This window comes from Bacillus cereus group sp. BfR-BA-01311, from assembly GCF_022664295.1.
GTDB lineage: Bacteria > Bacillota > Bacilli > Bacillales > Bacillaceae_G > Bacillus_A > Bacillus_A cereus.
This window is the reverse complement of record NZ_JAKUHC010000013.1, coordinates 77860-103164: the sequence shown is the minus strand read 5'-3', so window position 1 is coordinate 103164 and position 25305 is coordinate 77860. Positions and strand designations below refer to the sequence as shown.

Below are 25305 nucleotides of genomic sequence, written 5' to 3'. Positions count from 1 at the left end.
CAATGCGGCTTAACGGTTACACACACTTACATAAAAAAGAAGCTTACGTTTTCACGTAAGCTTCTTTCTATATCTTATATAAAGTGAAACGCTACTCTCTTCATCTGTAACTTAGTTTATTAATTCGCAGAAATTTCACTTTATATTTATTTGTTTTTAGTTTTTCATGATATAATTTACATATATAGGAAGGAGTGAGACCTATGAAAAATTTTTCTCGTACAGGAAAAATTTTATTCAGTTATGGAGCGATTCAAATGCTTTGGGGACTTATAATGCTTAACGTTAATTTATTTGAGCATACAAGTGAAACAATAAAATATATTATTCTAATTACCGGAATAGTTTTTTGTATTATATCCAACTTTTTTAAAGAACCTAAAAGTCATACTAATACGTAATTTCATGTTAACTTATTGGAAGCAAAAACCTGTATTTTATGCAACGTTTCGCTCCCTGTTGTACTATTCATCGCTGGATCCCTTATTCTAGGGTAAATTCATTTTTACACATACAACTTACGGATTCGAACATATAAATTACATCCCTCTAGTTTCACAACGTATGGAGCTAAAAAAGGATTTAAACGCTTCTATCCCTCGCTAGATCCTCTATTCCATCTAAAAAGAGGCTTTTTATCTTTTTGTTAGTTCCTTTTCATCTTTCATACTATAATAACCTAAATTCACAACGATTAAGAAATACCCACCCATAATCCCTACTGCAAACGCCCACATAACCATGTGGTGCTCAATTTCGTACATAATAATAGCACCCAAAATGGCAGCTGCAAAACGGTTAAACATACCGAGTGTCGGTGCTTTCGTCTTCTTTACAATACTATCTCCAAGCTTCTCAATTCTTCTGCCTAAAAGCCAAACGCAATACATACTTACAATAAGCCCAATTCCAGCGCCTAAAAAGTGTGCTGAAAACGGTGTTATCATCCAGCCTAGTAAAAGAATACCTAGTATATAATACGATTGGATTTTAAATGATCTTAGTGACATACTAATCATGCTGTACCTCTCTTCATTCGTTCTTATCTATCCAACAAAAAATTTCTTTCAAATTCATATTCCTTACATTCATTTCATTCAAATTAAAAACAACATAAACAGTATGTTTATGTTGTTTAAATGTTTTTAGAAAATAATATTATACAAGATTTCAAACATCATATTCTCATATTTTGTGACGGTTTTTCAAACTTTTTTCGTCCATTTATGAAAAAAATGATATCAATCTATGAACATACGGATATGATGTAATAAGCACACAAATAAAGGGGGCGTCTAATGATTTATTTTTTAATGGCTCTCATTCACCTCATTATCCCTGCACTTATTGGACTTTCATTGTATTGGTACACGAAAAATCATAGCATTTTTTACGCTGTCCTCGGTGTTCTTCTTCCAGGTATTATTCTTATTACACTCTTCCGTATTCCATTTTTAAACTTAATTCCACTTATTACTGCTATCTTGTTTCTCATCTTCTTACCAAAAATAAAAAAATAGGAAAGCAGATCATAGGTGATCTGTTTTCCTATTTTGATATAGGTTCCTCTGCAATAGAATGAACTTTTACTTTCTCCGATTTCACAAACCATAGACCGACAAAAATGATAATTCCACCGATGATTTGTTGAAACGATACATATTCATTTGCCCAGACAGCTGCAAATAGAACCGCTACAAGCGGCGTTATATACATATATACCATCGTATGTGACGCCCCAATTTTTTGAACACCAACATACCACATTACTAGACCAAATACTGTTACAAAGAAAATAGAATATAGTAAAGCAAATAGTGTCATTCCGTGAGTAATGTGAAATGGCATGACAAACACATGTGGACCACTTAACAATAATAGCGGAATCGCACCCACTAATGCAGACCATGCAGTAACACGTAATGCTGAATATTTTTTAATTAATGGTCCTGCTAAAACAGGATAAAGCCCCCAGCATATTGATGTAATAAGTCCAATTCCATTGCCATAAAAAGAACTAGTAAGTGAATGTCCCGCTACTAAAACTAAGGCTGCACCAACAAAGGCAGTCATAGAACCGATTAACTTTCGAGAAGAAAACTTTTCTTGTTTCAAGAAAATCGCAAATGCAGTTGTAAAAATAGGTGAAATAGAAATGAGTAAAGAGGCATTTGTAGCGGATGTATATTTGACAGTTTCCATAAATAACGTTTGATACAGTACAATACCTACAACGCTAACGATAATTAATCTAGGTATATCCGTTCGCTCCATATAAACCGACTTTTCAATACAAAAGGTAAGGAGTAACAGAAGCGGTGCCGCCGCCATCATACGAAGTGCAGTAAACTCAATTGCTGTAAATTCTAAAAGTCCATACTTCGCAATTGTATAGTTAATCCCCCAAATAATAACAACACTTAAAATTAATAACTCAATTCCCCATCTTCTCATGCGTATCCCCTCCGCAAAGAAGATTATACAGAAAATTCAATCACATGTACATTTCATTATGTGAAAAAATCTTTTTATTATATGAAACGTTTTGGTAAATGAAATTATATCGGCGCAACTCCATTTATATCAGCGATTTTTTCAATATATCGACTTATCGACAATAATAGCGACTTATAAAATAAAAAAAGTGAGTCCAAAATACATTTTGGACTCACCTTTACTATACTCGAACGTGTAATTTCATATTTGGATTATAAAACTGGCTTGGGCTCTTCAACTGAAAAGTTCCTCCACCTTCATGCCAATCAACCGTTAACTTATCGTCCATAAATACAAGCTTTGTACGATCAGCGATAAAATTCATTGTGCTTGATTCAATATCCACATCGCGCTCATCTTTCTCTGCTACAGCTACTAAATCGATGATTCCGCTCATAACACAACCGCAACCTTCATTATCATAAAATAACTTTATATATTTCGCTTCACTTGGAATCGTATCCATAATCTTTTTATATGCTGCTTCTGTTACAGTAACGTACATATGTTAATCTTCATCCTCTCTTCTCTTATCATTCATATATTGTATCACCATTTTTCTTAAAAGTTATATACAGAAAATTAAGACTAATATACAATGTATGTGATAAAGTTTCAGCAATCGAGCTTTTATGAGTAGTTCATGCAGGAGAAAGGATGTTTACTATCTGTGTTCAAACTACAACGATATCCCATGTTATTAGGTGTATTTAGTAGTTTCTTCATTTCTAGCGGAATGCTATTACAGCATGTACTTCCCTATTCTCCTTTTATTAGCTGGATTCTAGGTTTTATTTGTTTCCTATCCGCTTCTTATTTTGCTACGAAGAATACAAACAACTCATAAAGCAAGAATCATCTTAAGGAGGATTATCAAACATGCCAGCCTTAAAAAAAATAGAGCAATCACTCGATCACTTATTCCAAATTGAAAAATACGGAAAAGATAGTGCCTTTAGTCGATTTATCCCAGCCGTATATGATCCTATCAAATTTCCTTGGCAACAATTTTTCGAAGCAAATTTTGTAGATTTATTTAACGGCCTTATGATGCACGGATCTGAAAATGTAAACAAAGTATTTTTAGCTGTATTCCCTACAGATGACGTTCTTGAAACATTCATTTCACAATCCACACCCGGTGATTTACTCTTTATGCATCATCCCCTTGTAATGGAGTGCGGTGATCCGCTTGGAAGATCAGGCCGCGGTTTCTTACCAATTCCTGAAAAATATTTGCAAGGAATAAAAGAAAAACAACTTTCTATATATACATGTCACGTACCAATGGATTTTCATAAAACACATGGAACGAGTATTTCAATTGCAAAAGCATTAAACGCTACTGTAGTGGACGACTTTGCATATGGAGGTCCAGAACAAGAACCAGTTGGCCTTATTTGTGAAATAGATGAAACATCAACAGAAGCACTCCAAAAACATCTAAAACAACTCTTCCAGATTCCTTACACAGACTTCGAAGGTAAACGACATGATTCCATCAAAAAAATCGCAATTATCGCTGGATGTGGCGATGTCGTATCTTTAATGAAGGAAGCAGAAGAAAAAGGTGCTGACGCATATATTACAGGAGAAATCCATTGCCATATCGATAATGATTACGGCAGACATAAATACTCGCTCATTATGGATTATGTAAAAGAAACGAATATGTCTCTAATTGGTGTGTCACACTCTGCCTCTGAATATTTAGTGAAAGAGACATTGATGTATGATTGGTTTAAAGAGAATTTTGATGTGGATGTTATTTTGCTTCCGCAGGAGAAATGGTGGCTCTAACGCTATCATTTTTTAAATTTATATACACAATACAATCGACCACAGAAAAATAGAGAAATGTGAAAGCACCACCTGTACCAACGTAAATGCTTTCGTTGTGCCGGAAAACGAACCTACTGGTAGCACCGAGTTTACTGGTGCTACCAGTATTACAGCATGAATATATATTCTATTTTTCTAATCACTGACATATAGCAATTCATTTCATAAAAAAAAGACCCGAGATTCGGGTCAACAAATAGAAATATAAATGAACTACAACAAATAACAGACAAAGCCATTATATATTTTTCATAGTAAAACATCCATTATTTTCTTTTTACACTATCAATATATTATTTTTCGTTATCGTCCTCTTTTTTAGAACGTCTACCTAAGAAGAACACAAAAACATCACTTCCAAATAAGTGATGTTTTTTGTAGTTAATGCAGTGGTAACATAACTTCAACCGTCGTTCCAACCCCAACTTCACTTTCAAAACTCATTTTACCGTTGTGGTCTTTAATAATTTTTTCTGTAACTACTAAACCTAGACCAGTTCCTGTTTCTTTCGTTGTATAAAAGGCTTCATTTAACTTTGGAATTTTATCTTTCGGAATGCCGCATCCCTCATCTTTCACTTGAACGATGATTCCATCTTTTACAGTAACTTTAATCGTAATTGTTCCGCCAACTGACATTGCTTCAATTGCATTTTTGATTAAATTAAAAAAGACCTGTTTTAATCGTTTTTCATCACATGTAATTGATGGTAAGTCTTTACTGTAAATACCTTGTATGTGGACTCCTTGTTTTAAAGCAGGCTTTTCCATAACTCGAATAACATAAGAGATAATTTCTTTTATGTTATGAGTTTCTGATTCTAGTGATTTAGATTTCTCAAATCCACTAAGTTCTGTAGCAATTATATAAATCCGATCTACTTCTTGTTTCATAATATCACTATAAATTTTATCCTCTGGATGCTTGTCTGCTTGTTTATTCACAAGTTTTTTTAAGTTTGCTAAAGGTCTTCTAATCTTATAACCAATAACCGTTGCCATCTTTCCAACAGCTGCTAGTTTTTCTGTCTGTTTTATTTCTTTGTCCATCATCTCAAGCGTACGAACGTAAGACTGAACCCTTAAAAATATAATCCAACATATGATAGTAAATACGCTATATAATGCCATTGGGATTAAAACGAGAGAAGATTGAATAATGATTCCTGTAAGAGCATACTTTCCGATAAGTATCGCTGGAACTAACCAGAAATATCTTTTATTCACAAAGATTGGTGCAAACAAAATAAAAAATCCTTCTACTATATTTCCACCGTCAAATTCTGCATCGCTACCATAATAAATCATAATGTTATGGATACAATCTAATACATTATAGCCAATTAGAATAATATACTTTACCGCAAAAGCATTCTTCCATTTCATAAAGTATATTCCAATGCAAAACAATACCACCATCAAAAAGTAAAGCCATAAACCTAAACCATCTTCAAACTCTCCTACACCTTCTTGCTCTCCACCGATTAACGGTACAATAAATTCATAGGCAAGATCATATACGAAAAATATAATAAAAAATAAACTTAAAAATGCTTTTAGCGCCTTTATTTCTTCATTTTTAAATATATAGCCTTTATTCATATGGTAACTCCTAGCTTTTCTTCCACTTGGATTTCAGTATTTCCACACTTCCTTGGGAGAATGATGTCTATTCTCGTTCCAGTATCTTTTTCACTTGAAATATGCAACTCACCAAGGTGCTCGGCGACAATTCGATTCGCTACCGTCAGTCCCAGACCAATTTTATCTTGTTTCGTTGTATAAAAGGCCTCTGTAACACGGGATAAGTTTTCTTGCTTAATACCATGACCATTATCGATCACACTGATCATTACATATTCTTTCCCTTTATTTTCTAATTGTAAATGTAATATGCCACCTTGTCCCATTGCCTCTAAAGCATTTTTTATCGTATATAAAAAGACTCCTCTTATTTTTCGTTCATCACATTCAATTTCTATTGTTTTTTCTTCCACATTAGAAATAAACTGCACGTTTAATTCATTCACTTTTTCGCGAAGACTTGTTATTACTTGTAATACAATTTTTCCTACATCATGTTTCTTATAAATAGAAGGTTTGCATGTAGCAACTTCCATTAACTCACTTATCATATTATTCATATTTTCTATTTCAAAAATCATACGTTTATAAATAGGATCCTCTTCATGCTTCTCTCGTTGTAATTGCGTAAATCCTTTTAATGAAGCGAGTGGATTTTTAATTTCATGTCCAACCGTCGCTGCCATTTTTCCGATTACTGCTAATTTCTGTGATTCACTAGCAATCGCAATACTTTCCTTTACAGCTGAAAGATATTGTAAAAATCGGTTTAAAATGATATATACAGCTATTAACATAAGTGTATACATAATAAGGAACATAAATGCTTTTACTTCCTCTAATACAAATAAATAAATTAAATATTTTCCTACAATAGAGGAAAGTAAAAACACATAGAATTTTTTATTTAAAAATATAGGTACAAAGAAAATGAGAATAATTTCTATTATATTTGTCGCATCAAACGCCGCCTTATTATAAAAAACATACGAAAATATATTAGCGAGTTCTATCCCTATGTATGCAAATATCCATGCATATTTAACAAGGTTTGCCTTCTCTTTTTTCATTAAATATATATTCACGCACAGTATTGCTACTCCGCAAATAACTTGCCATATTATATTGTATCCCTTATCCATTATTGATTTATCTTCTAATACGATTGCATAGAAAATTTGATATACAATAACAATGACATATAACACCCATAAAAGGATTTTTGCATTTCTTTCTTCTTCTTTATATGATAGAAAACTTTCTTTCACTTCAACACCCCTTCAAAATAATATCTCGAAGAATACCATTTATTATAATAAATGATTTTCATAGACAAACAAAGATAAATCGAACATTTGAGGAAAATCATGCCAACTATGCAATATCTTCATGCTATATACAAGCATAAAAAACATAAACAATAATACGTATATTATGGGAGGTGTTTTTTATGGATGGCAAAAAAAATAAAAAGACCGAACAACTCCAATCTTTCATGCGTGAAAATGAAGGAAAGGAGATGACAACAAATACAGGTATTAAAATTTCAAACGATGAAAACTCTTGAACTGCCAGTGATCGTTTCAGAACGATTAGGTAGTGCAGGGAACGCCAAATGGACAGTGGGAAGTAAATGATACTTTCTTAACAGGCTCACCACTCCTTTATGATGGATTACTTCTTATCGGCGGAGAGATGGATGATCATTTTCTTAACAAAGCAAGTTCATTTGTCGTAGAATCATATAATCACTTTAAGCCGATTGGCTCCTTCCAAAACGGCTCTTCTATTATTCAATCTTTAAATATCGAAGGAAAGCCTGGTGTTCTAATAGAACAAGACCCTACGAGGCTAGCAAATGAATTTATTAAAGCTATGACAAAACAACGCTTTTGGGATAGAGCATATTCATAAAACAGGGGGAAATTTATGTTTGTTACTGTCGAGAAAGATGTGCATATTTTTGTGCAAGACGTTAATCCTGGTCCAGGTAGTAAGACTGTTTTCTTCGTTCACGGATGGCCTTTAAATCATCAAATGTACCAATATCAACTCAATGTTTTACCTGAGCATGGCTTTCGCTGTATCGCCATGGATATACGAGGGAATGGACAATCTGATAAGCCATGGACTGGTTACACGTATGATCGATTAGCCGATGATATCGCAATTGTTCTGGAAGCACTTCAAGTAGAGAACGCTACATTAGTCGGTTTCTCAGTTGGTGGTGCTCTTTCTATTCGCTATATGTCTCGCTATAATGGGCGCCGCATTTCTAAGCTCGCATTAATTGACGCTGTCTCCCCCTCTTTCGTTAAAAATCAAGAGTCCCCTTACGGTGTACCGAAAGAACAAGCAGATGCTCTCATTAATCAAATGTATGCTAATTTACCAAAATTTTTAAATGATGTATCTTTATCCTTTTTTAATAGAAACTTAGGGGCTGCAACCCTTGAATGGTTTTCTTATCTCGGTATGCAGTCCGCTTCTTATGCCCTTATAAAAATTTTACAAGCAGCTGCAAATGAAGATGTAACGAAAGATTTAAATAAAATTAACGTCCCAACAAAAATCTTCCACGGCGTTCACGACCAACTAATTCCTTACAAAAGTGCTGAGCTTACGCAACAACGAATTAAAAATTCTCAGTTACATGCTCTTACAAATAGTGGTCATGGTTCACCAATCGATCAAGCGGATGAATTAAATAAAGAACTGATAAAATTTTTACATGCATAACAACTGCAATACAAGAACGAAAGTTAATATAATCGATTTTTCACAAAACATAAAATTCACATATTTCTCACAAATACACAAATAAAACGATTACATTTTCATATATACTAAATGTACAGGTAATACTCCCTAAACCCAGCTTGTCTGGTTACCCCGTTAAATACTATGAAAAAAGAACTTGTATCGTTATACAAGTTCTTTTTGTTTCTTTTATTTAAAGAGGATATCTTTACTATATTGATTTCCAACGAGTAAATCATATTGGAGCATTTTATATTGCTCTAACATTTCTTTTTGTTTCTTTGTTAAATCATTGATTACTTCTCCATTTTTATCAACTTTTAATTCATCTCTAAGCACTGGTATTTCCTTGTAAAATTCCGATAAAAATTGATAAAATAAGGATTTATTTAATCCTGCATAATCAAAAATAAGATTAGAAAAATGAATTGGGCTTACTAAACCTAAATTATCATTTGGCATATCAAAGTTTGCATACATTAATAGCGGTGTTTGCGCCATGGCTAAACGTTCATTCGGTGTTTTTTCATTCGTTATATACCCATTTTCTTTATAAAAAGATTTATTTGTTCCTAATGATGGAAGATGATCTCCAAAGAATACTAATAATGTAGGTCTATCAAAATTATCTAGTTGCTCTATTAAATATTGAAGAGCCTCATCTGAACGTCTTAATCCTTCTGTATACGTCTCTAATTCTCCCTTTGAGTCTTCATTTTCTAGACCGCTAATTTCGATTAGGTTTTCACCAAATCGGCCCTCTGTAAATGGAAAATGATTTTGCATCGTAACTGCATGAATAAATGTAGGTTGTTTTTGTTTCTCTAACTCAGCAATTATCTCTTTACTCATCGCTAAATCACTAATATAATCTCCATCAATATCCACATTTTCCATCGTGTCCTCTGCATTAAACTTATCAAACCCTAACACCTTATATACATCATCACGTTTAAAGAATGTGCGACCAAATGAATGAATTGCACTTGTATAATAACCTTCTTTTTTCAACGCCGTAGGGATTGATGGAATTTCTTTCTTATTTGTAATAACCTGCTGATATGGTATAGAACCTGGCTTTAACAAACTCATTGAATAACTTGTTAATGCCTCAAATTCAACGTTCGCCGTATTTCCCCCAAATGTAGGAGAAATAGTTTGTCCACCAGGAAAGTTTTCTATATAATGATGTAAATTTGGTACAGGATCTTCACTAAAAGAAAGGTTAGTTACTTTCGTCGGATCCCAAAACGATTCACTCATTACAAAAATAATATTCGGTTTCTCTTTTTTCTTTTGGCTCCCTATATTTCCACTATATTGTTTTTTTATATCGTTTGCTATTTGAAGCATATTTTCTTTAGAATAATTTTTTGGTTTTTCCATAACTGTTGTATCTAAATTGCTAATAAACCCAAGTACAAAACCATTTGAAGCATAGTTCTCATTTTGATTCCACAAAACAAAATCTACACCTGATTTTTGAAATACTTTATTCATAAATGTATTCGCAAAATTACCGTACGCATATAGAACAAAAATAGATCCTACTACTAATAAGGCTCTTATTCCTAGATGAATCTTTACATTTTGAATATACCTTCTCATATATATCCCTGCTACAATACAAGCTACGATACTTAAGATAATGACAAAAATATAACTCCAACTAAAATAGTCCATCACCATCGGTATAACAGATTGCATATGCGTAATTTGTGTAAAATCAGAAGGATATAACGGATCACCTCTGAAAATAAGCTTCAAATAATTCACAATACATAAAATGACTAACGTACAGCTCGTTAAAACCATACTTAGAAAAACCTTACCTATTAAATTATATACAAGAATATATATTGCATAAATTACTACAAAACTTAATATAAACTGCATATTATAAAAGTAAATCCAATTCATTGCCTCTATGAAACTCATATTAACTTGCATGACAATATAAAATAACGCTACTGTATGAGCTAGCAAAAATAATATAAAATGCACTCGTAGGGATGCTCTAAGTATAGACATCTCTTTTTTATTGAAATGCGTAATATAAAACGTTATGCCCCATACGAAAATCATCATAACACTTAAAACAAGCTTTTGATTTAAATGATCTTTCATCATGTCTAAATTGAAAACCTTTAAAATCATAAACAGCATAGTTATTACTAATAAAGTCACCATACTACTTATAATGCTAGAAATTAATATATTTCTTTTTGGAAGATGAAAAAGTGTAGAACCATACTTCAATTCATTCCCTCGTTTCTATGTCTTAATTTCCCCCGCATCGAAAGAACTATTTCTATTAAAATAACATATATTACATATTTCGTCTGCATACTTGTTTCTATCATAAATGTATTGTCTTAATATTCCCTTAATCAACAGTTAAATTGTGGCATACAAATTACTCATTCTTGAAAAACTTAATTTCAGCATTCCACTTTATGATATAATAACTATGTTTTGGAAATCCTTAATACTATTAAAGATTTCACATAAAAATACGAAAGAATTAATAAAAAAGGAGTTGCTCATTTTTGCTTACTAAGTTTAAGAGTTTGCCTAAAGCGGTATATGTAATTTTGGCGCTTTCTTTCCTGTTTCACGTTTTTTGTTTAGTAAAACAGCCGGGATTAGATGGAGAGTTAGTCAAAGTAACATATGGTGCAAATGATGCCTTTAACTATTCGTTAACAGCTGAACAACTATTAAAACATGGTGTATTTGGTTATGTGTATTTAGAACCTAGTGAAGTTCCAGGAAAAAATGCATATATTACACCAGGTCAGCCATTACTATTAGCTGGCGCTATGATTATTTCTGATATTACATCAATTCCTTACTATTACGTAGCAACTGTTATTAACATGATCATGAACCTTTGCACAGTGCTATTAGTATTCTTAATAGGAAAAGAATTGTTCGAAAAAAACATTTATGGAATTGTTGCAAGTATTTTATATGCTATTTATCCAAGTAACTATACATACTTCCGTACATTGCTAACAGAAGTTCCATCCATATTCTTATTGGCGTTATGTGTATATGTATTTGTTCTCGCATGGAAATACAATAAAGTGAAATTCCATATATGGTTTGGAATTGTCGTTTCAATTTTACTTATGTTCCGTCCAAATCCAGCTCCAATGATGCTCATTCCTGTTCTTGTTGTGTTATTTACATATGGATTTAAAGACTCCATTCGAATCGGATTGTTATGGTTTATCGGACCTTTCTTTATTATTGGCGCATGGGTTGTTCGTAACTACTTAGCACTCAACCAATTTATTTTATTCTCAACCCAAGGTGCAGATCCACTAATTGCCGGTGCAGATCCATTTAATAAAATTGGATATGAAAATATAGTAAATGAAATGAGAGCTAAAGGCTTAGATGACAAAGGTGCATACGCAAAAGAATTAATCAAGAACGGATTTAAGACGGACTTCACTTATTGGTTCTCTTGGTTCACTGTCGGTAAAACAATTGAATTATTCAAAACAGCTCCTGCTGTAGACCAATACCGTATTCACAACTTTATGCAACTATGTCATAGAGTGTTTATCATCGGTACATTCTTGAGCAGCTTCTGCTTCATGCTAAATTCATTTAAACATAAACGCGTTATGATGCTAGTAGCAAGTTCTATTATTTACATTATCTTCTCAAACTTATTCTTAGCAATTAATCGCTATGGATTTTTCATTAATCCTCTTATGTGCTTAATTCTTGCATACGGATTAATTCACATTGTGCAGAAACTTCCATTCTTCCGCACTAACCAAGCATAATAAGAAAGAGGTCGTCCACCGTTGGACGACCTCTTTCTTATTCCCCACACTTTACACACGGCCAATTTGTCCATTCTGTAATTACACTTTAATTCCGTATGTATGTGTTTCTGTATTTGTCAAAATATCTTTCACAACACCACTCACTGTTTTATGTATAAATGCAAGTTTTTTACAACTATTACTATAACGAAAAGAGAAGATGATTAGCATGTGTATTATATAAAAGGAAGCAGCCATATTTTCCATACGATACATACGAGTACTGTAACTACAAAATCAAAAAAATCTAATCTCGGGCATTTTTTCATATTCATATGTAGCCACATATGAAACCATTTTATTTTTGTATATTTATGGATGTTTTTCTTTGCAAATTGGTAAATAAGCATTTGCATAATAAAAAATCCGGCCACAAAAATAAATAATAAGATGAGAAATCCAATCACAAAATTCCTCCTATTTTTGTAGCGTTTTTTCTACTATCCGATTTTTCAAAACCCACTCTTCAAACTGGGCACTTCCAAATTCCCAGCTAAGATCGCGAGCATGTACAGAAAAAACGTAATGACCAGCATATTCGTCCATAAATCTCCCTAACTCTACATCGTCTTTCTGAATACCGTATACTCCAAAATTAAAATACACATCCCATACGTCTTCATTCTTTCTCTTATAAGCAATCGATTCCATATCACATTCTGTCCCGAAATAATCAAGATGTAAATGTACGCTATCATCGTATTCGTACTCCATTTTATCACCCCTTATATTTGTACTTCTTTACCTCCAAAAAAATTCCTGCTATCTACACTCACATATGGGCGATTACCTACATATCATGCTTGTAGAGTGACTTCTAGGAGGTGTTATATAGTGAAAAAATTAATCGCGATTTTTTGCATCATGTTACTAGCTGTTTTTACTTTTGCTGCTTGTAGTAGTAAAAAAGAAAGTACGAAAGAACAAACTCAAAACATTCGCGTCGGCGAAGTTACCCATTCTCTCTTCTATGCCCCATTATATGTTGGGATTGAAAAAGGATTTTTTAAAGATGAAGGACTAAATATTGACCTACAAACAACAGCTGGTGGCGATAAAACGATGACCGCCCTATTATCTGGCGGAATTGATATTGCTCTCGTCGGTTCTGAAACGTCTATTTACGTTCATCAACAAGGAGCGAAAGACCCTGTCATTAACTTTGCACAGCTTACACAAACAGATGGGACATTTTTAGTTTCACGTAAAAAACTAGACTCTTTTAATTGGAATGACGTAAAAGGTGTTACATTTTTAGGACAGCGTAAAGGCGGCATGCCGCAAATGGTTGGGGAATACGTTTTAAAGAAAAATGGCATTGATCCTCGTAAAGATACGAACTTAATTCAAAATATCGAATTTGCTAATATTGCAAATGCCTTCGCATCTGGTACTGGAGAGTTTGTCCAGCTCTTTGAACCGACTGCAAGCATATTCGAAAAAGAAGGTAAAGGTTATATCGTCGCTTCATTCGGAAATGAATCTGGTACTGTTCCTTATACAACATTCATGGCAAAAGAAAGTTTCTTAAAGAAAGATAAAGCTGCTGCTGAAAAGTTCACACGTGCGCTCTATAAAGCACAGCAATGGGTTGATACACATAGTCCAGAAGAGATTGCTGATGCTGTTTCCCCGCTATTTAAGGACACTTCAAAAGACATTACATTAAAAGTAATTGAACGGTATAAAAAGCAACATTCTTATGCGACAAATCCACTACTAGATGCGGAAGAATGGAAACAGCTCCAAACGATTATGAAAGACGCTGGTGAATTACAAAAAGAAGTCCCACATGAAGCGCTCGTCAATACAAAAATTGCCGAAAGCGTTATTAAGAAATAGAGGCGAAGTGTATGAGTTTTTTACAAATACGTAACGTTTCTCACTGCTTTTTTGCAAAAGAGAATGCCAAACTTATTCTTGAAGATATGAGCTTACAAGTGGAAGAAGGCGAATTTATTTCTATACTCGGCCCAAGTGGTTGCGGTAAAACAACGCTCCTCTCAATCATTGCTGGATTACTTGATCCAATTGATGGTATTGTCTTTTTAGATGGTGAACCAATTACAACGAAAACATCATCTATGGGATATATGTTGCAGCAAGATTACTTATTCCCGTGGAAAACGATTGAAGAAAATATTATGCTTGGACTTCATATTCGAAGGATTTATGATGAACAAATGAAAGAACATACTTTAAACCTTTTAAAGCAAGTCGGTCTACATGGGGTAGAAGGACAATATCCTCGTGAACTATCCGGCGGTATGCGTCAACGTGCTGCTCTCGTTCGAACGTTAGCAACTGATCCGAAAATTTTATTACTAGATGAACCATTCTCCGCACTCGATTATCAAACGAAATTAAAACTAGAAGAACTCGTTTTCAACTTACTAAATAAATATAAGAAAACATCACTACTTGTTACTCACGATATTGAAGAGGCGATTGCGATGAGTGATCGTATTTATTTACTGCAAGCAAATCCTGGAAAAATCGCAAAAACCTTTATCGTCCCGGAAAGTATCCGTTCTTTATCACCGTTAGAAGCACGCCATCACTACGATTTCCCAGCCCTCTTTCAAGATATATGGAAGGAGCTGGAACGACTTGGATAATATAAAACAACTACATGAACAATTTCGAAAGAAAGAACGCAGGCGTGCTTGGATTGCTCGCTCACTACAGCTTTTACTACTTATTCTTTTCTTTGCACTATGGGAAATAGCTAGCAAAAAAGAATGGATCGATCCTTTACTCTTTAGTTCTCCTTCGAGTATTTGGGATCTCTTCTTAACGAAATGGATCGACGGTTCACTTTGGGTCCACATATGGACGACATTGCTGGAAACCGGAGTAGGCTTCATTCTCGGAACGGTACTCGGTGCTATTATTGCCACGTTTCTTTGGTGGATGCCACTTCTAGCCCGCGTACTTGATCCTTACCTCGTCGTCCTAAATGCAATGCCAAAAGTTGCACTCGGTCCAATCATCATCGTTATTTTCGGTCCAAACATTTCATCTTCTATCGCAATGGGAGTAATCATTTCCATCATCATTACCATTCTCGTTATTTACAGTGCATTTCAAGAAGTCGATTCTAACTATATAAAAGTGATGGATACATTTGGCGCAAATAAATGGCAATGTTATAAGCAAGTCGTTCTCCCTGCATCCTTTCCAGCAATTATCTCAACGTTAAAAGTAAATGTTGGTTTATCCTGGGTTGGTGTTATTTTCGGAGAACTTCTCGTTTCCAAACAAGGACTTGGCTACTTAATTAGCTACGGATTCCAAGTCTTTAACTTCACACTCGTCTTACTTAGCGTACTACTCACATGTGTTCTTGCAACTCTTATGTATGTATTTGTTGAGGCATTTGAAAAAATTCTAATTGGAAAAAGAAAAAGAAGCTGACTCAAAACAGTGCGCTATAGTCAGCTTCTTTCTTTTACCTTTTATCACACATTTTCGTTTCATTTGTAATGTTTCCATCCGCAACCGTAACTGTATGGAAACAGTCTTTCACACGTACTGTAACGACATTATCTTTTCGATCTATCACATGATAATCATTAAACTTTTCATTCAAAGCACTACGAATTTGCTCCCCTTCAAAAATCGGAAAACCGTGAGACATTACCCAAATGAGACCAGCAACAGCAAGAATCGTTTTCATACGTTTCATTACCTCCTCGAGAGTAAACTTATAGTCCCTACAACACGCGCATTATAATTGTGTCTAAATTGTGACATTTTTATACTAATTCTCTTTTGTGCCTCCAGTTCCTTCTTCTTTTTGATAAAAATACATAATTTTCAATTTTATCAACATAAGAAAAAACGCAAAGAATTAAAAATTCTTCACGCTTTTCTTTAACGAAACTATATCGAAAGCATAACTCACATTAGTCTCCACTTTGTTGTTCTATCGTTTTCGAAACATCATATAATCCTGACAGCACTTCCGCTCTCATTTTTACAAGCTCAGGGAACTGATAGAAGAAAGCAATTTTCTTATATTTTAACTCTGTTCCTTCTTTCACTTTTTTTGAATCTTGTAAAATGAACGCTGTAAATGTATCTGCGATATCTTCCGTTACATTTGTTGTTCCATATAGCGATACAAAATCATCATGCTTTTCTTTATAAAATTCAATTTGTGCCTCTTCACTTTCTTCTACTTTCTTTTCTGTCCACTCTTGCTCAATTGGTTTCCAAAATTCATTATAAAATTGGTTAATATACGAACTTTTTCTCACACATCCATTTTTCACGAACACCGTTTTACATTTATTTCGATATGATGAAATGTCTTTCTCTTCATCAAACGCCTCTAAATATTTCCTATCCACTGGTACTTGTTTATGTCCAATCGTTAATACGTGAGCCGTTTCATGAATTAATGTTTTCATCACTTCATCTATATTCACCCCAGAATCAAGCACGTCTAAACTAAGCACCCAATCTCTCGGGTCATCTATACTTGGCATGACATGGGCAACAACGCCATCATAACCATCCGTTATTAGACCAAATCCTGTTATATTCTCACGATATTTCACTGGGACGAGAGTGCGATACATGTCCCATAAGGTTTCATGATACTCTCTATCTTGTCGCTGACTTAACAAATCATCTTTTGCTACTTCGTCATCTGCAAAAACTTTATTCAATCTCTTACGATCCAATTTCTCAAAATAAGGATCTACAATTTCATCACCATCGATATAATAAGAAGCTAAAAAGAAATAATTGTCATCCTCTTCTTTTTTCTGTTCCGCCTCTTTCATATTCACACTTTCATACTCTTCTATGTCATAATCTTCTACTTTTTCAAGTTCTGAAAGTCCCTCTATCTTTTTATATACTTTTTGTAATGTTTTATCTCCTATTTGCGTACACTCTTCTTCTGTTTTACAAATTTCTTTTTCTTTCGTAACCTCGATAGCACTATCGCATCCTGCAACTAAACCGCTTGCTATAATACAACACACTAACTTGCCATACAGTTTCTTCATACAATCCCCCATTATTCCATTCTACAAAATATCATAATCATTTTTTTGCGAATATGCGATAATTAATTATAAAAACTGCAAGGAGGCTTCTCATGATTCGTGCAATCTTATTCGACTTAGATGGAACACTATTAGATCGACGCCAATCTTTAGAACAATTTATTTGTGAGCAATATAATCGCTTCTCCTCACATTTGATGAGTATAGAGAAATCAGAGTATTGTTCTCGATTTCTTGAACTCGATAATAATGGCTATACGTGGAAGGATAAAGTATATGCTACTCTCCTTTCCGAATACAACATTACTACTTTAACGCAAGAGCAACTACTACACGACTATATTACAAACTTCCAACATCATTGTATTCCTTTCAAAAACACGCATGAACTACTTCAACAGTTAAAACAGCGAAACATTAAAATTGGTATTATCACAAACGGTTTTACTGAATTTCAGATGAGCAACCTTCGAGCACTACATATACATACGTATACAAACACCATTCTCGTTTCAGAAGCTGAAGGAATTAAAAAACCTCATCCTGAAATTTTCGAACGTGCTTTGCAAAGACTAGATGTGAAGGCAGAAGAATGTCTTTATGTTGGAGATCATCCAGAAAACGATGTGCTTGGTTCTGAACAAGTAGGGATTCTTGGTGTTTGGAAAAAAGATTCGTTTTGGGGTGATTTTAAGCATTCACGTATCGTAGATGATTTGTTGGAGGTGCTTTCGTTTTTAGAGGTGGAGATAAAAACACAATAACAGTAATTAAATTATATCAATGATTTTCACAATATATCGATTTACCGACAAAAAGTGATAATAAAGGAAGAGGAGGCAGTTATTCAAAAACGCCTCCTCTTTCTTTATTATTCATATACTGTAAACTGTGGTTTACTCGGATGATCTTTTACTAGCGCATCATCTGGAAACTTTGAAACTTTTTGATATAAGGCAATGTCGCCGATACACCCTGCTGTTAGTAGAATTCCTAAAAATGAGAGTGGCTCCAGATTCATAGCTAATCCCAATACAATTGGCAAAATTCCAGTTGGTAAAAACGGAAGCATTAACACTTTCTTCATTTGCTTTACTGTAACCGCCTGTTTAGAATGAGCATATGCAACACCTAATTTCCAATTAACGCCCCATTTTAGTTCACTCCACGGAACACCTCCGATATAGCGAAAGCCAATTAAATGTATCGCTTCATGAATACAAACGAGAACAATCATTGCGATAATAAAAAGAAACATCGTTAATAATGTAACTTCAACTTGAACCCCACCTGAAAGAAATATATGCAAATAACCAATTCCAAACGACAAAGCAATTATTATAAAAAATAAAGAAAAGTTTAATTTAACCATCGAAACAGTAACAGTCGTTTCTTTTCTTTTATCCATCTTCCCCCTCCTAAAATGTAAATATATCTTTACAAAATTGTATAATATACCCAAAATAATATAAAGATATATTTACATTTATTCTTACATACAAAAAAAGAAACCGGCTACTTTACTTCGTAAAACAGCCGATTTCTTCTATATGTTTCATCGTACGCGCTAATACGTCATCGCGCATTATAAAGCTAAATTTTCTATTCGTTTTAATGTTGTCAGGAATGTCTTTTAATAAAACAGACCCTTTCGTTTCTTCGTAATGCGTATGTTCTTCTACCGCACTAATTGTTGCAAAATAAATGTTTTTAATGATTATTTTGTCTTTTCCAGATACTTTGTATTGTCCTAAGTAAGTTAAATCAGAAACTATGCCGCCGGTTTCTTCATGAACCTCTCGAACTGCCGCTTCTTCCGGTGTTTCCCCTAGTTCTACTTTACCACCTGGAAATTCAAGACCGCGACGTAAATGATGCGTTAATAACCATTGATCCCCGTACCGGCATACAACCCAAACATGCTTTGGCTCAGGAGAAAATGGATAACGTTCAAACGATAATTGTACAGTGTTGTGGTAATAATCTTTAAATTTGTACATGCCATTACTCCCCTATTGATGGTTACAAGTTTTTCCTACCACAAATTGTAGCATATTCTCGCTTTTCTGCATAATATTATCCAATTACAATCCATTGATTATTCCCATTTGTGCGACTAATTCTTTCGTCTCATGATTTCCTAAATCGTAAATCATTTTATATGCTTTTTGTAGTTGTTCATCATATCGGTCATTATTTGAATCGTGATGATACTCAACAAATGGAACGTGGGAGCGTACAAATGACCCTAAATCTTCTACATATGCTTGATCAAAGTGCTCTCTTAATTCTGTAATTTCCTCATCATTTGCGGAAATCTCAAAATTATACGTATCCGCCGTCTTCACTTGTGAAATTTGACCGTTTCCTATTGATATATAATATGTTTTTTTCGTCTCCATGTAACACCCTTCTTTCATCCTTTTATTTTCTATTGTTTTCATCAATTACAAAATTATGTAAAATAAAGAAAAGGAGGGATTTTATGTTCAAAATATTAATTATCGGTATTATCATCGTCCTAATCATCCTCGTACTCTCCGTCATGACAATTAATAAAGGCTATGCTTATAAACATTCCGTCGATAAACTAGAAGACAATCCTTATACAAAAAAGAATAAGGAGAATTCCTAATATGCTTCGTATACTTCGCATCATAGTAGCACTCACTGTGATTGTTATGTCGGCAATTGGATTATATACAGGTCAAAATAATTCTTTACCTCTTTCACAATTTCTATTAGGGGCTTTAATGTTTCTCATCGCATTTGAACAAATAAAGAAAAGGGAATCAGCAACTGGACTTATTTGTATTATTGCCGGTGCTTTCATTTGGATTGTTCTCATCATTAGCTATATCAAATAAAAGGAGATACATGCATGCTAAAAGGAGTACGGATTACTTTATCACTTATTGCTTTATGTATAGCAATCTATGGATTTTTTACTAGTAATAGAGAAATAATGCCGTATATGTTTATCTCTTTAGGAGTTATGGCCCTCACCATAAGTTTAGAGGAAATATTAAAAAGGCAAACAGGAGGTAGTGTGCTCGCTCTACTAGCAGGAGCCGCTGCTTTATTTATTGGTTTCACAGAAATATTCCGATAAATGGTCTAAAGGAGGCTATACAATGCTAACTCTAACTATATTACGGAGTTTTTTAGCATTTCTCATGCTTCTCTTACTCATTCTAAGCACTTATATCGATGTTACCGATAATTTTTCACTTCTCCCATACGTACAATTTATTCTCAGTTGTTTCTTTATTCTTCTAGGAATTAATGAATTGAAATCCGGACGAAAATCAATGAGTATCCCGTATTTTTCGTTTCCAGTCTCATATTCTTCTTTTTAATATCAAACTACTTTCGCTATATGTAGAATGAAATTTTGACCAATTTAGCATTTATAATTATTTTCTCTCAGTAACTATTTCTTTCTACTTAAGGGGGATTCCATGTTAAAAAACATTCAAATTATAATCGCCACTATCGCTCTTTCTCTCGCCCTATTTAGCTTCTTTGCAAACTTCACTATTCTTTTACCTTACGTGTTTATCCTTTTAAGTATTATGTTTATCCTTTTTGGAATTGATGAAATGAAGAAACGGGAAAAAGCAAAAGCATTTGTTTATTTTCTCGGTTCTGCCTTTGTTTTATATGTTGGAGTATCTAATATATTTTCATAAAAAAGAAGAGTATGTTCGCTCTTAGTACAATAAAAAAACTGCCCTTTCACAGGCAGTTTTCCTTTTTATCCAAACACTTTCTCAAGTTCATCTTTATCTTGGCTTAACCAGAAGTTCATTAAGCGTTGTGCTCCTTCTAAGTCGTGAAGCTTCGCTTGACCACATTGTGTTTCATTTGCAGCTGGAATTTCTGTAATTTGAACCGCATCTTTTAATGTTAGTTCTAATAAATCAATGATTTCTCGTACTGTCGGTGTTCCGCTTACTACAAGATAATATCCTGTTTGGCAGCCCATCGGTGAAATATCGATAATATCAAAGTGCGGATAACGATCAATATATTTACGTAAATTAAATGCTAATAAATGTTCTAACGTATGAATAACATCTGGTTTCATTGCTTGTTTATTCGGTTGGCAGAAACGAATATCGAATTTATTTACAATACCGTCACTACCTACATTGTGAACTCCGCAATGTCTTACATATGGTGCCTTTACAATCGTATGATCTAATTCAAAGCTTTCTACTGATGGCATACAACATCTCTCCCGCTTTTAATTTAATTCCGTTATATCCAATATGATATAACGGAAATGCACATTAGTAAAGTATTATGTACAGTCGTGCTATAATACTTTAAGAATATGCTGAAAAGGAGACCGTTATGAAACAGATTTTTATTGGGATTATACGCTTTTATCAAAAATTCATTTCTCCGATGACACCACCAACATGCCGTTTTTATCCGACTTGTTCTCATTACGGATTAGAGGCGTTTCAAAAACATGGTGCATTCAAAGGCTTTTGGCTTACTTGTAAGCGTATATTAAAATGTCACCCTTTTCACCCAGGAGGATTTGATCCTGTCCCAGATAAAAAGGATGACAAAGTAAATTCTTAATTGTCGTAACCATTCACAACTAAATCTAATTTTCCTGTATCAGGATCGATAACAAGACCGTGAACAGGTACTTCTTCCGGAAGTAATGGGTGGTTGCGAAGTACTGATACGCTATGTTCTACACTTTCTTCCACACTAGAGAAACCGCGCAAGAATTGTTCTAAATCGATTCCAGAATAACGAAGCATATCTAATTTCTCTTCTGTTATACCGCGTTCTTTCATTTTCTCAATTGTACTGCTTGCTTGAATTTTTGCCATACCACAATCATGATGACCAACTACACATACTTCATCAGCACCAAGTTCGTATACAGCAACTAAAATACTACGCATAATACTTCCAAATGGATGTGAAATAACAGCGCCTGCTACTTTAATAATTTTCACATCGCCGTTACGCATATTCATCGCTTTCGGTAATAGTTCAACAAGTCGTGTATCCATACAAGAAATAATTACCATCTTTTTGTTTGGAAATTTCCCCGCTACAAACTCTTCATACTTTTTCTCTTCAACAAAATTCTCATTGTACTGCAAAATCTCTTCTAATGACTTCATAGTAAAGAACCCTCTTTTCTCTCGTTTACACTACATAAATAGTGTACCAAAATATGAAAAACTCAAAAAGGATATCGTTTTATAGTAAAAATAAGATATTTTCAGATAATCGACATAATTCTTTCAAAATATACACACAGCTTTGTAACAAGTTTCACATACTTTAAACGTATTTTCACTATAAACTGATTGTAGATAATGTAAAAAAGGAGTGAATGTTTATTATGTCCGACGTTCTGTTACTGAGTCGTTTTCAATTTGCAATTACTATTTTTTATCACTTTTTATTTGTACCTTTGACAATCGGACTTGTCATTTTAGTAGCATGTATGGAAACTCAATACGCCCGCACATTGAATCCAACATATCGCAAAATGGCAAATTTCTGGGGTAAATTATTTACAATTAATTTCGTAATGGGGATTATAACCGGGATTACGATGGAATTCCAATTTGGAACAAACTGGTCTGAGTACTCCAAATATATGGGAGATATTTTCGGATCACCTCTCGCAATCGAAGCACTTGTTGCCTTCTTCTTAGAATCTACTTTCATGGGAATATGGTTATTCGGTAAAGACAAAATTTCACCAAAGTTTCGTGCCTTCTGTATGTGGATGGTTGCACTTGGAACAAATATTTCCGCCCTTTGGATTATTACAGCAAACGGCTTTATGCAAAATCCTGTTGGCTACGTAGTACGTAACGGCCGCGCTGAATTAAATGATTTCTGGGCACTCGTTACGAATCCATACGCTTGGAATATGTTCTTCCATACTGTAGTTGGTTGCTATATTGTTGGTGCTTTCTTCGTTATGGCAATTAGTGCCTATCACTTATTACGTAAAAATGAAGTTGAATTCTTCAAAAAATCATTTAAGTTTGGCTTAATGTTAGGCTTATTCGCCGCAACAATTACACCGTTTATGGGACATCAATCTGGTGTATCAGCAGCTAAATATCAACCCGCAAAAGGAGCTGCGATGGAAGCAGTTTGGGAAACTGGAAAAGGACAAGGCTTCTCAATTGTTCAAATTCCTGATGTGAAAAATGAAAAGAACTTTGAATTCCTTACGATTCCAAAGCTCGGAAGCTTCTTCTATACAAACTCATTTGATGGCGAAATCGTTGGTTTAAAAGATATTCCGAAAGATGAACGTCCAAATGTTAACCTCGTGTATTATAGCTTCCGCTTAATGGTTGCACTCGGTATGTTCTTTATGGCATTAACTTGGTATGGCTTCTATTTAAACCGAAAAGGAAAACTAGAAAACTCAAAACGTTATTTAAAAATTACAATATGGTCTGTCTTACTTCCTTATATCGCGATTAACGCAGGATGGATCGTCGCTGAAGTAGGTCGCCAGCCATGGACAGTATATAAACTAATGCGTACAGCAGAATCTGTATCACCTATATCCGTTCCGCAAATTTGGTTCTCATTAATTAGTTTAATTTTGTTCTACACTTTACTTTTAATCGCAGACGTATATTTAATGCTGAAGTTTGCGAAAAAAGGACCTGCCGCATTAGAAGAACCTGCTACTGAGGGAGGTGTGGCTCATGTCTCATGATATGCTTGCAATCATCTGGTTCGGTTTATGGGGCGTGATTTGGACAGTTTACTTCATTCTTGACGGGTATGCACTTGGTAACGGAATGATTTTTCCCTTCGTTACGAAAGATCGACAAGAACGAAATCAATTACAAGAAGCAATTGGCCCGTTCTGGGGCGGTAATGAAGTATGGTTAATTACAGCTGGTGGCGCAACATTTGCTGCCTTCCCAGTCACGTATGCTAATATGTTTAGTTATTTATATACACCGTTATTCTTAGTATTACTTGCACTATTTGCTCGTGCCGCTGGACTGGAATTCATGCATAAAGATGATTCACCAATTTGGCAAAAAACTTGTAAATGGGCATTTGCAATTGGCAGTTTCCTAATCGCCTTCTTATTCGGTGTTACATTCGCTAACTTGTATTATGGACTACAAATCGGAAAAAATGGCTATGAAGGAAATTTACTTAGCTTATTAAACCATTATGGTGTATTAGGAGGTCTTTTCTTCACTGCTATATTTGTCGTATCCGGTGCCCTTTGGGTCATGATTAAAACAACTGGTGAAGTATCTGATCGTGCTTATAAAATCGCAAGACCGTTTTCAATGGCAGCTGCTATCATTTTAGCTATCTTCTATGTAGCAACTGCTAATAGGACAAACTTATTCCAAAACTTTACGGAATATCCGGTACTATTCATTCTTCCAGTACTTGCAATGCTAATGAGTGTACTCGCACTTATTATGGTGTACAAACATAAAATCGGCCTTGCATTCACATTCGTTTGCCTAACAATCGCAATGTTTATGACAACTGGCTTTGCAGGTATGTTCCCAAGAATGTTACCATCTCGTATTAACGATGCATACAGTACAACGTTATACAACGCAGCTGGTAGTCAATTAAACTTAAAAATTATGTTCTTCGTTGCAATGGTCATGGTACCAATCGTTATTGGATATCAGCTTTGGAGCTACAGTATATTTAAAAATAAAATTCATAAAGACTCTGCTAAAGGGTATCACTAAGGTAAAAAA

Annotated in this window: 32 protein-coding genes and 2 pseudogenes; 18 read left to right on the top strand and 16 right to left on the bottom strand. The window is 34.2% G+C overall.

Annotated features, from left to right (window positions below; genetic code table 11):
* The first annotated feature begins 203 nt into the window (after nt 1-203).
* Entirely contained in the window at nt 204-401 is a 198-nt protein-coding gene (locus tag MR136_RS23335; RefSeq protein ID WP_061457795.1) for a hypothetical protein, read from the top strand.
* Between the two features lie 234 nt (nt 402-635).
* On the opposite strand, the gene MR136_RS23330 is transcribed toward MR136_RS23335, so the two are convergent.
* Complete coding sequence (locus MR136_RS23330; RefSeq protein WP_017674393.1) at nt 636-1019, bottom strand: ATP synthase subunit I; 384 nt, start codon at nt 1017-1019, stop codon at nt 636-638.
* Between the two features lie 279 nt (nt 1020-1298).
* Between MR136_RS23330 and MR136_RS23325 the strand changes: the two genes are divergently transcribed.
* A complete protein-coding gene (locus tag MR136_RS23325) occupies nt 1299-1520 on the top strand; it encodes a hypothetical protein (protein ID WP_000639042.1) in 222 nt (73 codons plus the stop codon).
* Nucleotides 1521-1548: 28 nt separating this feature from the next.
* Here MR136_RS23325 and MR136_RS23320 read toward each other — a convergent pair whose 3' ends face one another.
* Together MR136_RS23320 and MR136_RS23315 are read right to left on the bottom strand one after the other, a co-directional pair.
* Nucleotides 1549-2454: a DMT family transporter gene (locus MR136_RS23320; protein WP_001255410.1), complete on the bottom strand. Its 906-nt coding sequence runs from the start codon at nt 2452-2454 to the stop codon at nt 1549-1551.
* A gap of 223 nt (nt 2455-2677) precedes the next feature.
* Nucleotides 2678-3001 carry an iron-sulfur cluster biosynthesis family protein gene (locus MR136_RS23315; RefSeq protein ID WP_000289570.1) on the bottom strand — a complete coding sequence of 108 codons (324 nt, stop codon included), beginning with the start codon at nt 2999-3001 and terminating at the stop codon, nt 2678-2680.
* A gap of 374 nt (nt 3002-3375) precedes the next feature.
* Here MR136_RS23315 and MR136_RS23310 point away from each other — a divergent pair, with 374 nt between their 5' ends.
* Nucleotides 3376-4296 (top strand): Nif3-like dinuclear metal center hexameric protein, encoded by a 921-nt coding sequence (locus MR136_RS23310; RefSeq protein ID WP_061457796.1) that lies wholly within the window; start codon nt 3376-3378, stop codon nt 4294-4296.
* A gap of 423 nt (nt 4297-4719) precedes the next feature.
* Here MR136_RS23310 and MR136_RS23305 read toward each other — a convergent pair whose 3' ends face one another.
* Complete coding sequence (locus MR136_RS23305; protein ID WP_061457797.1) at nt 4720-5940, bottom strand: ATP-binding protein; 1221 nt, start codon at nt 5938-5940, stop codon at nt 4720-4722.
* Nucleotides 5937-7190 (bottom strand): ATP-binding protein, encoded by a 1254-nt coding sequence (locus MR136_RS23300; RefSeq protein WP_242259633.1) that lies wholly within the window; start codon nt 7188-7190, stop codon nt 5937-5939. Before MR136_RS23300 ends, MR136_RS23305 begins: the two co-directional genes overlap by 4 nt.
* A 182-nt stretch (nt 7191-7372) precedes the next feature.
* On the opposite strand from MR136_RS23300, the gene MR136_RS23295 reads away from it, so the two are divergent.
* The 3 genes and pseudogenes from MR136_RS23295 to MR136_RS23285 all read left to right on the top strand — a co-directional run bounded on the left by MR136_RS23295 (nt 7373) and on the right by MR136_RS23285 (nt 8661).
* A complete protein-coding gene (locus MR136_RS23295) occupies nt 7373-7489 on the top strand; it encodes a hypothetical protein (RefSeq protein ID WP_002182974.1) in 117 nt (38 codons plus the stop codon).
* A gap of 4 nt (nt 7490-7493) precedes the next feature.
* Nucleotides 7494-7836: pseudogene (locus MR136_RS23290) on the top strand (catalase); the annotation flags it as partial.
* A gap of 15 nt (nt 7837-7851) precedes the next feature.
* The gene (locus tag MR136_RS23285; RefSeq protein WP_000498278.1) at nt 7852-8661 is read left to right on the top strand and encodes an alpha/beta fold hydrolase; all 810 of its coding nucleotides are present in this window, start codon (nt 7852-7854) and stop codon (nt 8659-8661) included.
* Nucleotides 8662-8871: 210 nt separating this feature from the next.
* On the opposite strand, the gene MR136_RS23280 is transcribed toward MR136_RS23285, so the two are convergent.
* Complete coding sequence (locus tag MR136_RS23280) at nt 8872-10941, bottom strand: LTA synthase family protein (protein WP_000873634.1); 2070 nt, start codon at nt 10939-10941, stop codon at nt 8872-8874.
* Between the two features lie 290 nt (nt 10942-11231).
* Here MR136_RS23280 and MR136_RS23275 point away from each other — a divergent pair, with 290 nt between their 5' ends.
* Entirely contained in the window at nt 11232-12485 is a 1254-nt protein-coding gene (locus MR136_RS23275; protein WP_017674396.1) for a glycosyltransferase family 39 protein, read from the top strand.
* An 81-nt stretch (nt 12486-12566) separates the two neighbouring features.
* Here the strand turns inward: MR136_RS23275 and MR136_RS23270 are convergent.
* The 3 genes and pseudogenes from MR136_RS23270 to MR136_RS23260 form a co-directional block, all read right to left on the bottom strand.
* Nucleotides 12567-12638, bottom strand: a pseudogene (locus MR136_RS23270) (DUF2196 domain-containing protein); the annotation flags it as partial.
* Between the two features lie 65 nt (nt 12639-12703).
* Entirely contained in the window at nt 12704-12934 is a 231-nt protein-coding gene (locus MR136_RS23265; protein ID WP_242259632.1) for a hypothetical protein, read from the bottom strand.
* Between the two features lie 10 nt (nt 12935-12944).
* On the bottom strand, nt 12945-13241 hold the full coding sequence (locus MR136_RS23260; RefSeq protein WP_000455579.1) for a DUF3986 family protein: 297 nt from the start codon (nt 13239-13241) through the stop codon (nt 12945-12947).
* A 120-nt stretch (nt 13242-13361) separates the two neighbouring features.
* On the opposite strand from MR136_RS23260, the gene MR136_RS23255 reads away from it, so the two are divergent.
* Genes MR136_RS23255 through MR136_RS23245 form a run of 3 tightly spaced genes read left to right on the top strand, consistent with a single transcriptional unit; the run spans nt 13362 to nt 15944 of the window.
* Nucleotides 13362-14369 (top strand): ABC transporter substrate-binding protein, encoded by a 1008-nt coding sequence (locus tag MR136_RS23255; RefSeq protein ID WP_242259631.1) that lies wholly within the window; start codon nt 13362-13364, stop codon nt 14367-14369.
* Between the two features lie 11 nt (nt 14370-14380).
* Nucleotides 14381-15145 (top strand): ABC transporter ATP-binding protein, encoded by a 765-nt coding sequence (locus tag MR136_RS23250; protein ID WP_000009035.1) that lies wholly within the window; start codon nt 14381-14383, stop codon nt 15143-15145.
* A complete protein-coding gene (locus MR136_RS23245) occupies nt 15138-15944 on the top strand; it encodes an ABC transporter permease (protein WP_000368771.1) in 807 nt (268 codons plus the stop codon). Before MR136_RS23250 ends, MR136_RS23245 begins: the two co-directional genes overlap by 8 nt.
* 34 nt (nt 15945-15978) lie before the next feature.
* On the opposite strand, the gene MR136_RS23240 is transcribed toward MR136_RS23245, so the two are convergent.
* Nucleotides 15979-16206: a hypothetical protein gene (locus tag MR136_RS23240; RefSeq protein WP_000849112.1), complete on the bottom strand. Its 228-nt coding sequence runs from the start codon at nt 16204-16206 to the stop codon at nt 15979-15981.
* A 229-nt stretch (nt 16207-16435) separates the two neighbouring features.
* Complete coding sequence (locus tag MR136_RS23235) at nt 16436-17548, bottom strand: hypothetical protein (RefSeq protein WP_061457802.1); 1113 nt, start codon at nt 17546-17548, stop codon at nt 16436-16438.
* Nucleotides 17549-17640: 92 nt separating this feature from the next.
* On the opposite strand from MR136_RS23235, the gene MR136_RS23230 reads away from it, so the two are divergent.
* Nucleotides 17641-18312, top strand: coding sequence for an HAD family hydrolase (locus tag MR136_RS23230; RefSeq protein ID WP_088024712.1), 672 nt, complete (start codon nt 17641-17643; stop codon nt 18310-18312).
* Nucleotides 18313-18419: 107 nt separating this feature from the next.
* Here MR136_RS23230 and MR136_RS23225 read toward each other — a convergent pair whose 3' ends face one another.
* The 3 genes from MR136_RS23225 to MR136_RS23215 all read right to left on the bottom strand — a co-directional run bounded on the left by MR136_RS23225 (nt 18420) and on the right by MR136_RS23215 (nt 19950).
* Nucleotides 18420-18956: a DUF3267 domain-containing protein gene (locus MR136_RS23225; protein WP_000361287.1), complete on the bottom strand. Its 537-nt coding sequence runs from the start codon at nt 18954-18956 to the stop codon at nt 18420-18422.
* A 112-nt stretch (nt 18957-19068) separates the two neighbouring features.
* The gene (gene mutTA, locus MR136_RS23220) at nt 19069-19548 is read right to left on the bottom strand and encodes an antimutator 8-oxo-(dGTP/GTP)ase (protein WP_000276385.1); all 480 of its coding nucleotides are present in this window, start codon (nt 19546-19548) and stop codon (nt 19069-19071) included.
* 84 nt (nt 19549-19632) lie between these two features.
* Nucleotides 19633-19950, bottom strand: a complete 318-nt coding sequence (locus MR136_RS23215) for a hypothetical protein (protein ID WP_000448409.1) — start codon at nt 19948-19950, stop codon at nt 19633-19635.
* 83 nt (nt 19951-20033) lie between these two features.
* Here MR136_RS23215 and ytzI point away from each other — a divergent pair, with 83 nt between their 5' ends.
* The 4 genes from ytzI (at nt 20034) to MR136_RS23195 (ending at nt 21240) form a co-directional block, all read left to right on the top strand.
* The gene (ytzI, locus tag MR136_RS23210) at nt 20034-20183 is read left to right on the top strand and encodes a YtzI protein (protein WP_000472794.1); all 150 of its coding nucleotides are present in this window, start codon (nt 20034-20036) and stop codon (nt 20181-20183) included.
* A gap of 1 nt (nt 20184) precedes the next feature.
* Entirely contained in the window at nt 20185-20415 is a 231-nt protein-coding gene (locus tag MR136_RS23205) for a DUF3953 domain-containing protein (RefSeq protein ID WP_017674399.1), read from the top strand.
* A gap of 14 nt (nt 20416-20429) precedes the next feature.
* On the top strand, nt 20430-20660 hold the full coding sequence (locus MR136_RS23200; protein WP_000912054.1) for a DUF3953 domain-containing protein: 231 nt from the start codon (nt 20430-20432) through the stop codon (nt 20658-20660).
* Between the two features lie 349 nt (nt 20661-21009).
* Nucleotides 21010-21240, top strand: a complete 231-nt coding sequence (locus MR136_RS23195) for a YczI family protein (RefSeq protein ID WP_000916668.1) — start codon at nt 21010-21012, stop codon at nt 21238-21240.
* Nucleotides 21241-21305: 65 nt separating this feature from the next.
* Here the strand turns inward: MR136_RS23195 and luxS are convergent, their stop codons facing one another.
* Complete coding sequence (gene luxS, locus MR136_RS23190) at nt 21306-21779, bottom strand: S-ribosylhomocysteine lyase LuxS (protein ID WP_001141371.1); 474 nt, start codon at nt 21777-21779, stop codon at nt 21306-21308.
* Between the two features lie 128 nt (nt 21780-21907).
* Between luxS and yidD the strand changes: the two genes are divergently transcribed.
* Nucleotides 21908-22144, top strand: a complete 237-nt coding sequence (yidD, locus tag MR136_RS23185; protein ID WP_000809330.1) for a membrane protein insertion efficiency factor YidD — start codon at nt 21908-21910, stop codon at nt 22142-22144.
* On the opposite strand, the gene MR136_RS23180 is transcribed toward yidD, so the two are convergent.
* On the bottom strand, nt 22141-22704 hold the full coding sequence (locus MR136_RS23180) for a beta-class carbonic anhydrase (protein WP_017674400.1): 564 nt from the start codon (nt 22702-22704) through the stop codon (nt 22141-22143). The genes yidD and MR136_RS23180 overlap by 4 nt on opposite strands.
* Before the next feature lie 224 nt (nt 22705-22928).
* On the opposite strand from MR136_RS23180, the gene cydA reads away from it, so the two are divergent.
* Nucleotides 22929-24278: a cytochrome ubiquinol oxidase subunit I gene (gene cydA / locus MR136_RS23175; protein ID WP_001286188.1), complete on the top strand. Its 1350-nt coding sequence runs from the start codon at nt 22929-22931 to the stop codon at nt 24276-24278.
* Nucleotides 24268-25296 carry a cytochrome d ubiquinol oxidase subunit II gene (gene cydB, locus MR136_RS23170; RefSeq protein ID WP_017674401.1) on the top strand — a complete coding sequence of 343 codons (1029 nt, stop codon included), beginning with the start codon at nt 24268-24270 and terminating at the stop codon, nt 25294-25296. The genes cydA and cydB overlap by 11 nt, the downstream gene beginning before the upstream one ends.
* Nucleotides 25297-25305 lie beyond the last annotated feature (9 nt).